This window comes from Aridibaculum aurantiacum (assembly GCF_017355875.1).
GTDB classification, from domain to species: Bacteria; Bacteroidota; Bacteroidia; order Chitinophagales; family Chitinophagaceae; genus Segetibacter; species Segetibacter aurantiacus.
The window spans coordinates 1,631,862-1,643,250 of record NZ_JAFEWC010000001.1; the positions used below are offsets into that span (position 1 = coordinate 1,631,862).

At 39.4% G+C, this 11,389-nt stretch carries 9 protein-coding genes; 1 reads left to right on the top strand and 8 read right to left on the bottom strand.

Annotated features, from left to right (window positions below; all coding sequences use genetic code 11):
* Positions 1–3: 3 nt before the first annotated feature.
* Both J4N22_RS06810 and J4N22_RS20240 read right to left on the bottom strand, forming a co-directional pair.
* Positions 4–4,329: a CusA/CzcA family heavy metal efflux RND transporter gene (locus tag J4N22_RS06810; RefSeq protein WP_207493176.1), complete on the bottom strand. Its 4,326-nt coding sequence runs from the start codon at positions 4,327–4,329 to the stop codon at positions 4–6.
* 81 nt (positions 4,330–4,410) lie between these two features.
* Positions 4,411–4,728 carry a DUF6660 family protein gene (locus tag J4N22_RS20240; protein WP_425339413.1) on the bottom strand — a complete coding sequence of 106 codons (318 nt, stop codon included), beginning with the start codon at positions 4,726–4,728 and terminating at the stop codon, positions 4,411–4,413.
* 103 nt (positions 4,729–4,831) lie between these two features.
* Here J4N22_RS20240 and J4N22_RS20090 point away from each other — a divergent pair, with 103 nt between their 5' ends.
* Positions 4,832–4,954: a hypothetical protein gene (locus tag J4N22_RS20090; protein WP_255551665.1), complete on the top strand. Its 123-nt coding sequence runs from the start codon at positions 4,832–4,834 to the stop codon at positions 4,952–4,954.
* A gap of 293 nt (positions 4,955–5,247) precedes the next feature.
* Here the strand turns inward: J4N22_RS20090 and J4N22_RS06815 are convergent, their stop codons facing one another.
* The 6 genes from J4N22_RS06815 to J4N22_RS06840 form a co-directional block, all read right to left on the bottom strand.
* On the bottom strand, positions 5,248–5,757 hold the full coding sequence (locus tag J4N22_RS06815; RefSeq protein WP_207493177.1) for a hypothetical protein: 510 nt from the start codon (positions 5,755–5,757) through the stop codon (positions 5,248–5,250).
* A 79-nt stretch (positions 5,758–5,836) separates the two neighbouring features.
* Positions 5,837–7,903 (bottom strand): Piwi domain-containing protein, encoded by a 2,067-nt coding sequence (locus tag J4N22_RS06820; RefSeq protein ID WP_207493178.1) that lies wholly within the window; start codon positions 7,901–7,903, stop codon positions 5,837–5,839.
* A gap of 212 nt (positions 7,904–8,115) precedes the next feature.
* Positions 8,116–9,846: a DUF3987 domain-containing protein gene (locus J4N22_RS06825; protein WP_207493179.1), complete on the bottom strand. Its 1,731-nt coding sequence runs from the start codon at positions 9,844–9,846 to the stop codon at positions 8,116–8,118.
* 2 nt (positions 9,847–9,848) lie between these two features.
* Complete coding sequence (locus tag J4N22_RS06830; RefSeq protein WP_207493180.1) at positions 9,849–10,766, bottom strand: BT4734/BF3469 family protein; 918 nt, start codon at positions 10,764–10,766, stop codon at positions 9,849–9,851.
* Positions 10,753–11,049: a helix-turn-helix domain-containing protein gene (locus J4N22_RS06835; RefSeq protein WP_207493181.1), complete on the bottom strand. Its 297-nt coding sequence runs from the start codon at positions 11,047–11,049 to the stop codon at positions 10,753–10,755. The genes J4N22_RS06830 and J4N22_RS06835 overlap by 14 nt, the downstream gene beginning before the upstream one ends.
* 2 nt (positions 11,050–11,051) lie before the next feature.
* The gene (locus J4N22_RS06840) at positions 11,052–11,345 is read right to left on the bottom strand and encodes a helix-turn-helix domain-containing protein (RefSeq protein WP_207493182.1); all 294 of its coding nucleotides are present in this window, start codon (positions 11,343–11,345) and stop codon (positions 11,052–11,054) included.
* Positions 11,346–11,389 lie beyond the last annotated feature (44 nt).

Genomic DNA, 11,389 nt, shown 5'->3' on the forward strand with positions numbered 1-11,389 from the left:
CAGTTATTTATTTAAATAGAAGTTTAGTTGTATTGCTGATTGGTTGTACTGGTTTAGTACCTCCAAATAGTTTCTCTGAATGTCTATTGCTTGTGTTAGGTATTGTGTTAGTTCAGCGAAATTTATTTCGCCTCCACGATAAGCAAGGTTTGATGACTTTATGATTTTTTCAGCCTGTGCAAGTCCTGTGCTTTCATAGTATGTAAGCAGTTCCAAATCTTTTTGAAGCTGTATGTACGCCTGGCTGTAGTTTGTTCTTAATGCTTGCCTTTCGTAATCAAGTATACTTTGCTGGTAGCTTCGTTCTAACTCCGCTGCTCTTACTCTATTCTTATATGTTTTAGAAGCAAAAAGTGGAATACCTACACTAACTGAAAAACCTGAAAAGGGATTAGACAAACCGTACAACCTTTGAGAAAAAAACCTTCCTTCAAAGTTTGGTTTTCGGTTCTGCTGTTGAACATTCAATTCTGCCTGTGCAATAGAAATGTTTTGTTGCTGTAATTGTAATTGAGGATGTGTATTAAAAGTCGTATCTAAAAAATCTACCTGTATTCTTTGAACTGTTGTGGTATCAGGCAGGTAAATGCCTGTAGTATTAAGAACCCTTTTTAAGACTTCCTGCTGTGTTTGAATATCTCTTTGTAACAGGCTTAGTTGTACCGTTGTTTCTCTTGCCCTTGCCATTGCAGAAAGGCTGTCAAGCCCTGCACTCTCACCTGTCTTAACCCTTAGCACTGCTGCTTTAGCTAATGATGTGTAAATGCTATCTAATCTTTGCCAAAGAAGCTGCTTGCTCTGCAAGTACCACAAGTTGTAATAGGTCGCCTGCAATTCTCTTCTAATTTCTAATGCTCTTATCTGTTTTGAGATTTCAACTGACTTTACCTGTTCCTGCAACAAGTTCCTTCTTGCCCTGTATACGGATGGCAGTTCAATGCTTTGTGATAAGCCTATTTTAAGAATGCCTTTCGGGTCTTGTGGGTTAATGTCTTCGTTCTCTATGAAAGCTCCTGTTCTTGGGATGTCAAGCCATGTGCCCTGCAATGTTCTGCTGCGCTGTATTTGCAAATCACTTGCTCTTATCTGAAGGTTATTTCTTAACGCTGTATCAAATGCAGCATTGAATGAAATACGATTGGCTGCACCCGGACTTTGAGCAAATATTGATTGAGAAATAAAGACTGCTAAAAGTAGTGTTACCACTTTTGGTAACGTTGTATTTAATTTCATCTTTGGTTTTGTAAAGAGGATATATAGTATAGGTATAACAACTAAGGTGAGTAGTGTAGCCGTTACTAAGCCACCGATTACTACGGTAGCCAATGGTCTTTGTACTTCTGCACCTGCACCTGATGAAATAGCCATCGGCAAAAAACCTAATGAAGCAACTGCTGCTGTCATCAATACGGGTCTAAGCCTGATTTTTGTTCCTTCTTTTACTCTTGCTATTATATCATCCCATCCTTCTTTTTCTAACTGGTTGAATGTTCCTATAAGTACTATACCATTTAAAACTGCTACACCAAACAATGCAATAAAACCTACACCTGCTGAAATGCTAAAAGGCATACCTCTAAGCAGTAGTGCAAACACACCACCTATTGCCGACATTGGTATAGCTGTAAAGATTAGTGTTGCCTGTTTTGCAGAATGGAATGTGAAGTAAAGCAGAATGAAAATTAATAGCAGTGCCGCAGGTACTGCAATCTGCAATCTTGCAGATGCTTTCTCTAAGTTTTCAAATGTTCCACCATAAGTAAAGTAATAACCGGCAGGCAGTTTGAATGTGCTTAGTTTGGCTTGTATGTCTTTTACTACTGATTGTACATCCCTGTCTTTTACATTAAAGCCTACTACAACTCTTCGCTTAGCATCTTCACGACTAATTTGTGCAGGACCTTCTTTGAACTCAACAGAAGCAACTTGGTTTAAAGGGATTTGATTACCTCCCGTTGTTGGTATGTATAAGTTGGCAACATCTTCAATTGATGAACGATAGGTTGTATCAAGTCTTACTACTAAATCAAACTTTCTTTCGTTCTCAAAAACAACTCCTGCTGCCTGACCTGCAAAGGCTGTACTCACTACCTTATTTATGTCTTCTATGTTTAAACCGTAGTTTGCAATCCTGCTTCTATCGTATGTAATGGTTATTTGAGGTAAGCCTTCAATTCTTTCGATTTGTGGTTCTGTTGCTCCTTCCACTGATTGAATTACTTTGCCTATTCTTGGTGCTAAAGCAGCTAATGTATCTATGTTCTCCCCAAATATTTTAATAGCTACATCTTGCCGTACACCTGTCATCAATTCATTAAAACGCATTTGAATTGGTTGGTTGGCTTCAAAGAAAATACCTGGTATTGCTTCCAGTTTCTCTAACATCATTTCAGCTAATTCCTTGTAATCTTCGGTTGTTGTCCATTCGTCTTTGTCTTTAAGAACAATGATTAAATCACTTGCTTCAGGTGGCATCGGGTCTGTTGGTACTTCTGCACTTCCTGTTCTGCCAATTACTTCTTTTACTTCAGGAAATGCTTTTATTATTCTTGATGCCTGCATTGATGTTTCAATACTCTGGGACAATGAAGAGCCCTGGGGTAAGATGCAGTGAAAGGCATAATCGCCTTCTTCTAATTGTGGTATGAACTCACCACCCATACGGGTGAAAATGACAATAGAAATGATAGTTAGAACGGCTGCAGCCGTGATAACAATGTACTTCATTCTGATAGCTGCATTTAGAACCGGAGCATATAACTTCTGAAAGAAGTTTATCATTCTATCTGAAAAGGTGACCTTATGACTTATCTTCTTCGATAAGAAGGCGGCTGAAATCATTGGTATGTATGTAAGCGAAAGAATTAATGCACCTAAGATGGCAAAGCCTACAGTCTGCGCCATTGGTCTGAACATCTTGCCTTCAATGCCTACGAGGGTTAGTATTGGTATATAAACTATAAGGATAATGATTTCACCGAATGCTGCACTGCTTCTTATTCTGGATGCTGATTGATATACTTCTTCATCCATTTCTTTTTGAGTAAGTACTTTATTTGATTTTCTTGTAGCTAAGTGGTGCAGGGTTGCTTCAACAATGATTACTGCACCGTCTACTATTAAACCAAAATCAATAGCGCCTAAGCTCATCAGGTTTGCTGATACTCCAAATACATTCATCAATCCTAAAGCAAATAGTAAGGCTAATGGAATAGCTGAAGCAACAATTAACCCTGCCCTTAGATTTCCTAAAAACAGTACTAATACAAATATTACAATCAATGCCCCTTCAACAAGGTTGGTTTCAACTGTTGATATTGCCCGGCTTACAAGTGAGGTTCTATCTAAGTAAGGTTCTATTAGTACATCAGGTGGAAGTGACTTTTTTATAACTTCCATTCTTTCTTTTACACGGGCTACTACTTCTGCACTGTTGCTACCTTTTAGCATCATAACAATACCACCTACAACCTCGCTTTCACCGTTTCTTGTCATTGCTCCATAACGTGTAGCATGACCAAAACGAACATCAGCAACATTGCTTATCATGGTAGGGATGCCGTTTGTATTCTTGACAACTATTCGCCCTATGTCTTCCAAAGAAGTAACTAAACCAATGCCTCTTATGAAATAAGCATTTGGCTTTTTGTCTATGTATGCACCGCCTGTATTGGCATTGTTCTTCTCAAGTGCTTCAAAAATTTCTGCAACACTTACATTTAATGCTTTTAACCTGTTGGGGTCTACAGCTACTTCATACTGTTTCAACATTCCGCCGAAGCTGTTAACTTCTGCTACTCCGGGTGTTCCGTAAAGCTGCCTTGCAACTATCCAGTCCTGCATTGTTCTTAGGTCGCTGGAAGTATACTTGTGTTCACTGCCCTTTTTAGGATGTAAGACGTATTCAAATATCTGCCCTAATCCTGTGCTTACTGGTGCTAACTCCGGCTTGCCTAAACCTTCAGGTATCTGGTCTTCGGCTTCCTTTAGTCTTTCATTTATAAGTTGCCGTGCAAAGTATATGTCTACATCATCGCTAAAAACAACGGTGATTACTGAAAGACCAAACCTTGAAATAGAACGAACTTCTTCAAGGTCGGGAAGGTTGGCAATACTTTGCTCTATGGGGTAGGTAATAAATTGCTCTACCTCCTGGCTTGCCAAGGTTGGAGCATTGGTAATTATCTGAACCTGATTATTTGTAATATCCGGCACTGCATCTATCGGCAGTTTTGTTGCACTCCATACACCCCATGCAATGAGGGCTATTGTCATTACGCCAATGACAAGTTTGTTTTTTATACTGAACAGTATAATCTTATCTAACATTATATAACCTTTCTAAACGTGAAATAATACACGCCTAAACAGCCGAACAGGCTGAAAAGCATTCTGGTAAAAATGAGAAGGTTATACTAAGCGGGGGGGCTGCCAAATAGGTAAGACAATTTCTATGACTTCCTTTGGAAGGAAACTTGTCTCGTGACTTTGAGAGTAGGTAGGTACTTTAGTTACAATTGCAAGAGTATGGTTAATTGAGAAACCTGCACAGCAGGCACAATGACAAAAAGGAGAGCAAGCATCCTCTTCCTGATGGTCTGGCTGGTCTGCCGTCTTCGTTATTTCTGTCTTTGCTTTTGGGTCTTTAGGGGCAGCACCGGTATCAGCACAAGGCATGACGCTAAGTGCTAAGACAAGAAAAGCCATTATGAAAGCAAAGAATTTCATCGGGTGCAAAGGTAACGCTCCTGAACAATTAAAGACAAATGAATATTTGTAGCGTTGTTGCAAGGGGTTTCTGAAATTAAAAAAGCCCCCTAAAAAGGGAGCTGTGAAAGATAACAACGATGCTGACGAACCAGTTGGTGCAAGTACATGCCTGAAGCCGGCAAATGAAACACACGAACATAAGTGCGACGGTGCTGCCAATGAAAGGAATAATGAGGCGGTGTAGTAAGGCTAAGTGAGTAAGCATAACCGATGAAACGTGCAGACTTGGACATAACGTAAATTTTAAATGATGAAAATAAAATGACGCTATGCCTAAATTGCCGTCATTCCCAAGCCAAAAGGAAACGGAATAAATGAAGGCTTCTGTGTGTGGAATTGTGTTTATGCCGTAGTCTTTTGGCTGTCCGGCTCTGGCTTAGTTTGGATTTATGCAACTGCCGGGACGGCAATTAACTTTGTGGAAGATTTTATTTGGAAAACTCGTACTCGATAGCTGGTATACTTTTAGGTTGGAGCTTATTCCTGCCTTACTAAAGTACCTTCCACTTCGTTAGTACAGCTATTGTAAATGTCAATAGGGGCAAGGTTAGCGTATACTATTTTTAACGTTTTTTCATCTAACATTTCAAAGGAACGAGCATTATTCATTTTTTCAATTGTATTGAGATAGCACTTAGTAGAATACTTGTTCACAATACTGAAGTTCGCATCTAAAAGAATAAACCTCGGTTCGCCGCTTCTTCGTGTATCGATAATAGAAATATTTTCAGGAATGCTATACTCTGCCCAGTTTTCATTTTGGTGTTCATCATGCTTGTTTATTGACGAAAATATATTTCTATAGCAATGTGATGCACCTGGATTTAAAATATATTCATAGCCTTCAACCTCACCCTTCAATCTATAGCCATCACCTTCGGTTGTTCTTTGCCACATCATTATTCCACCTTCATCATGAGACGGACCTAAAATTAGACCTCCTTTAGTGCCATTAATTGCCCAGCCTTTGGCAACATAGTCTTCCATTGTTGGAAGTGAAAAAAACATATCATAGAAATACATGTGACAGCTATAAATTGAGGTTATGAAAATCAAAACAATTGTTTTACAAAAACCAAAGGTTATTCTTACCGTACTCCGGTATCACACCGTCCTGAAAATAAGGTGCTATCTGTGCGACCATTTCAGGGTACTTGGTTGTTACGGGTAAGTTCTGCTGCCTGATGGATTTCCAATACATCCGGCTGAACTGGTATACCTGATTGATAAGTTCTCTCATAACTTTTGCATCTCTTAGCCGGTTCTTCTCATTACAATTGATGGTTAGCTTTACCGGGAAAGGGTAACCATCTGCGGAACTGAAAGTTCCATCAGGATAACGGGTGTTGTTGAACAGCAGGTATTTGTCCTGACCGATATTTATATAAGTGCCGCTAACAGGCATCAGTCCTTCCCATTCGGTATCAAAGGCAACAATGTCTTCAGCCTCTGTTTTGTTAACCGTGATGATATAGATAGGAATTTTCCTGTCAAGTTCAAGATTGTCTAACGCCTTTTCTATTGGTTCCAGTTCTTTGCGGCTAAGCTCTTTGTAGAAGTGAATAATTAAGCGGTCGGGTGCATTGTTGATGGCTGCAAAATCTTTTACTGTTTCTTCTATCTTACCTGCAAGCTGGTCCGTCTGGTGCTTCATGAAATAATCGAAGTTGTTGAAGCCTCCGGTATTATCGAAGCTAAAGGCACTACCTAAGTATTGCACCTGGTCTTTTTTATGACGAAACGCACCTATGCCTACAATCAGTTCATTCTTTATTGGTGTATCTAATCGCCAAGGGATACCATCTAACTTAGCTAACATTGCCACTGCTATGTTGGTTAGGCTGTAGGTGTAATTCTTACCCTGTTCAATGAGTTTAGCAGGGTCGATGACTTGTGATGTTATATCCCTTTTTAACAACAGTTCTTTTACCCTGTAGTATAGGATGTGCTTGCTCTCATCATCTACGTTTTTACTGTGTGGAGTAATGTAAATAGCAATGTATTTTACATCAGGGTTAAAGGTTCTTTTAGTACTTAGTATATCTTCAATTTCAGGTAAAGGATTGTCTTTGTCGTTGAAAATTACACTGAAATTTTTTTCGGTATGAAACAGTATTCGTGCATAATCATACAAGCCTTTGAACCAGCCAAAGCCACTTTTAAAATAGGTGTCTAACGTCTTTGCAGTTTCTACATCATCCTTATGCATGACAAAGAACAGGTGAACTTTCGACCAAGGACTTTTCTTGAATGGCTTGAAATCTCTTATACCATACTTCGGTACTTTCCCGGTGTTGTTGCCTCCAAAAGTTAGTTCGTTGCTTTCAAGTTCAGTCTCATTTATTCTGCCCTGGCTAACTTTTATAAAGCTGTCGGTGTTAAGTGGTATTACATCTCTAAACTCTTTCTTCAACAAAAAGTGTTTAGCAAACTGTTGAATTTTATCGAGGTACTTGTCGTAAGGATTGTCCCGTTTGTTTTCGGGCACAGGTAAATTCAGGTGACGGCGCAGCCTGTTATTTATAAGAGGGTACGCTGTCTCAAAATGGGGTTCAGGCAACTTCTCCAAATCTTCAAAGCGTAGCAGCTTGTTATCCTGCACCGTCCAATTGAAATCACTTTGTGAAACATCATGAGTTAGTACCTGTATATTTTGCTTGCTTACTCTCGACCTACCATCATAAGAAACCAGTAGTTCGGGATGGTTGCTTACATGGCAGAGCTGAACCTTTATAGAGAACTTCTCATACACTGTAAATTGTTCTGTTGATTGTTTGGTTGACTTAACCCACACCTGTGTTTCGTTGATGAAGCCTGTTTTTACCAGTTGCTTCTTTGTCTTTTTGAAATGGTAGTTGATAATCCTGTTGTAGTATTTTTTGATTAAGTCAGGGTTTTCATTTTTAAAATCCATTTCCAAACCAAGAAAGCCCGTTCGAGGATAATCGAAAGTTGTGTAAATTTCCTGTACGGTGGTGCTTGCATCAGGAAATAAATTATCGATACGTTTCGGGAATAGCGATTTGTGGAGCTTACAAAAAGAACCTTCTTCGTTTGTGCTAAAGTAAAAGGTCGGCTTTCTCTTCGGAAAGTCGAATGTGAGGATGTTGAACATCAAAATTGGCTTGTTCATAAATAATAAAATTTTTAGTTGTTACCGTAAATTTACTAAAAACATTAGCAGAACTACGCAAAGAAGTGCAGAATGCTGCAAATGTGGAAAAGGTGTGCGGAAAGACGAAAGGCGAACTATGTAGTTCGCCTCCCAAAGGATTTTAAATATAGGTAAGAAATAATAGAAGTGCAGGTTTTAGGAAGTTCAGGAGATTAAGGAAATCAAGGAAACTACTCCTTAGTGTCCTCCGTTTCCTTAGTTTCCTTAAACATCAGGTTTAGATAATGGTCTTTCTTTTCGTGATGCAGCAAACCTTTTTTTGAAAACTCACCAATGTATCCTTCAGCAGTTTTTTCGGGAATTTTCATTTTGGTCGCCACTTTTAAATATCCTTGCCTGTTAAACTCTTTTGGTAATGCATCTAAGAACTTTTCTTTTTGATTTTTTCTTTTAGGCAATTGTGCTTCTGCCGGCAATTCTGAAAATACTTTTGCAGAATGGATAACAAGTGTTTTTACAATTCCCATCGCTGTTTGAAAGTCTCTTTCCTCACACACTAATCTTGATGGCATTTCTCCAGTTTCCATCAGTCTTAATACTGAAAGTATCATTGCAATACGAAAGGCTATTAAGCCAAGGCGACGAACAGTTGCCATATAGTCTAAGCCTTTTAAGGTAATATAGGTTTGCTGTACCTGCTGGAAGAATGTGTTGAATTGTTGTTGCTGGTCAATTGTAAGTGAAAAATGAATTTCAGGGCTGGCTTGTAGTGATTGGAAGAAATGAAAGAACTGCTCACCTAATGCATTAAAGTAATCGTCTAAGCCGTTATCAGTAGAGAAAGTGAAGACATCTTTCCATACCGGCTTTACATTCATGAAATAGAATATGAACCGACTAAACAAACCATTCTCTGCATTTGGTATTAGACTGGAAACCTGTTTTGGCGTTCCTGAAAGCACTGCCGAAAGGCAGGGCAAAGGAATATCTACATACTCACGGTCGGTGCGGCGGTAATAGGAAATTGTTTCGTGGTGAAAGGCTTTTCTAAAGCCGTCACTATAGTTGCCATAATCACTTTTAAACGCCTGGGCTAAAGTATCGCCTTCAGTTTCAAACAGTAACCCTCTACCATCGTTCTCAAACAACAATTGAAATACACCGGTGGTGCTATTGTTGGCAGGTATCAGTAACATCTTCTCTGGTGGCTTGGCTGGTTTTTCTGCTGTTGCATCTTTCCCCTTCTTCTCGTTGTAATCCATCATCTCTAATTCGTGCTGTTGCTTCATCAGTTTAGCCTGGTCACGAAAGTGCTTATGTATGGGTGCTACTATTTGCTTGCAATGAACTAACCTTCCTTTACCTGCTGATGCCTGTGCTGTAATAAATAAGTAAAGGTTTGCAAACACTTTCTTGCCATCGTAGATGCTAAACAGTTTTGGAAAGCAGGCACTCATTGCCACGATAGAGCCTAATAATAAAATATCTTTTTCTTCTGCTGATGTTGCGATAGCAACAACCTTTTGCAGAAATTCAGGTAATTGAGGAAACAAGGTATTTGGCAGGGTTGGAACCTGGTCCTGTAGTTGACCGGTTGCTATATTGATGCCTGCTTGTTTGGCATAATAGAAAAATGTTTTCAATGTTATTCCCTGACCTCTTGATTTCAAGCAATTGTCAAATTGCGTATCACATTCATTTTTGCTGTAGTCAGCATAATAGCAACTGATGCGGTGGAAGTAATTGCGACCGTGTTCTCCGAAGGCATCGGCGAAGGCGAAGCCTATGTTACGCCAATCTCCATAAGCTGATGCAATATCAAGTTTGTTTTCTTCTATCTGTTTTATTACGTGTTCTATCTCTGATACATCTTCACCCGTTGCTAATTCCTGTACCTGTATTTCTTCCTTTGGTTCTTCTGGAAGCAACCATTCAGAAGGTTTGAATATTTTCCGCTCCATTGCTATAAATATTTAGGATTGATGTAAATGTTCGGGTCATGTGGTAAGAAGCAGGCTCTTGAACAATCACTGCCCGAGGTGTCTAATTGTAAACTGTAGGTGAGCTGTAAGTAATTGCTGATGCTTTTGAAATAAACACTGTGTGTTGCCTTCGTTGTGTCTATAGGAATTATCCATTTAAGACCATCACCTGAAGGGGAAACAAACAACAGTTCTGTTTCAAAATATTCATCCTGCAATAGCCTGTCAACCCATTCGCCGGCATTGCTGATGTGGTCAAGGTCGACAGTAAGTAAACCTGAATGCTTTTGTAATGCATTGTCTGCACGTTTAGAAAAGATGCCTGAAAAGGTAACGTAGTCAAAGTGTGCTGCCTTGTAGTCTTTGGCTGCCTTCTTATCATTTATTGAGCGAAGCGAAATTGTTTGCTTTGCAAACTTGTCACTCCTGATGATTTTGTAAACGTCGATAAGTGTAACTGCCTTTTCGGGAATGGTATTTTTTATCGGAGCAAGAAAATAGCTGAAGCATGGCAAAGGCAGTTGTGCAGGCTCTTTTACTTCTGGTCGAACAATGATGTTTCCCCTGTTGTAGAAAGAATACTCTTCGCCTAAGTGTAAATGCAATTCTTCATTCAGCTTTGCAATAAGGTCCTGCTCTTGCAACTTGTAATGCAGTGTTGCAAAGTCAAAAACATTTCCATTGAAGTCTGATAGTTCAGCATCCTTATGTACTGCCAAATTATTTTCAATAGATATAAGCAGCGTTGACTTATCGTTGTTAAATGGGTTCAAAGCAGGTTGGCAGTCCCTTCCCGAAAGGGAAAGGACTGTGCCTGGATAATACTGCTTTAACACGTGGGCATAGATATTAAGCCCGTAATGTGTCTTGTTGAGGATGGCTTCTTTACTTAGTTCCATGACCTGCTGATTTAGAATTTGAATAATTCGCTTCCAGCAGTTGTTCTACATCAGCCACCTTGTAGTAAAACTTTCCATTGATGCGGCTGTATGGTAACGTACCATTATCCCGTAAGGTTTGTAATGTCCGTTTGCTTAGATGCATTGTTTGCATTACTACCTGTCCATCTATCCATGTTTCGTTGAAGTTGTCAAGTTTTGACTTTTTCAAAGAGAGGATGTAGGCTTTAATTACAGCAAAGTCCTGACTTAGCTGTATGAGCATATTTAGTACTTCGTTCATGATTATGCTCCTCCTTTTTTGGTTAGGTAATCACTTGCATTATTCTGCATCTCCTCTTTGGTGGTGTTGCGGTTGCGAAGCAACCACTGGTCCAGCTCCAGCCGTAGGAAATAGATTTTCTTCCCGTTGGGCTTGTAGTGAGGTATGGTATCATCACTTGTCAACTTGTACAAATGACTTGGCGAAAGTTCCAGGTATGAGCAGGCTTCATTTAAATTGAGCACTGATTTCTGTAACTGTGCCTGGCTTTGGATAAGCCTTTCTAACTTGTCGAGACGTTTTAATATTTCGTCCATTTTGAAACGATTGAAATTGTTATCAAAAGGACTTTAGCGCTAAA

What these genes read in the sequence shown, in the direction of transcription:
- J4N22_RS06810 (WP_207493176.1), bottom strand. Translation starts at nt 4,329, where the DNA reads ATGTTAGATAAGATTATACTGTTCAGTATAAAAAACAAACTTGTCATT.
- J4N22_RS20240 (WP_425339413.1), bottom strand. Translation starts at nt 4,728, where the DNA reads ATGAAATTCTTTGCTTTCATAATGGCTTTTCTTGTCTTAGCACTTAGC.
- J4N22_RS06815 (WP_207493177.1), bottom strand. Translation starts at nt 5,757, where the DNA reads ATGGAAGACTATGTTGCCAAAGGCTGGGCAATTAATGGCACTAAAGGA.
- J4N22_RS06820 (WP_207493178.1), bottom strand. Translation starts at nt 7,903, where the DNA reads ATGAACAAGCCAATTTTGATGTTCAACATCCTCACATTCGACTTTCCG.
- J4N22_RS06825 (WP_207493179.1), bottom strand. Translation starts at nt 9,846, where the DNA reads ATGGAGCGGAAAATATTCAAACCTTCTGAATGGTTGCTTCCAGAAGAA.
- J4N22_RS06830 (WP_207493180.1), bottom strand. Translation starts at nt 10,766, where the DNA reads ATGGAACTAAGTAAAGAAGCCATCCTCAACAAGACACATTACGGGCTT.
- J4N22_RS06835 (WP_207493181.1), bottom strand. Translation starts at nt 11,049, where the DNA reads ATGAACGAAGTACTAAATATGCTCATACAGCTAAGTCAGGACTTTGCT.
- J4N22_RS06840 (WP_207493182.1), bottom strand. Translation starts at nt 11,345, where the DNA reads ATGGACGAAATATTAAAACGTCTCGACAAGTTAGAAAGGCTTATCCAA.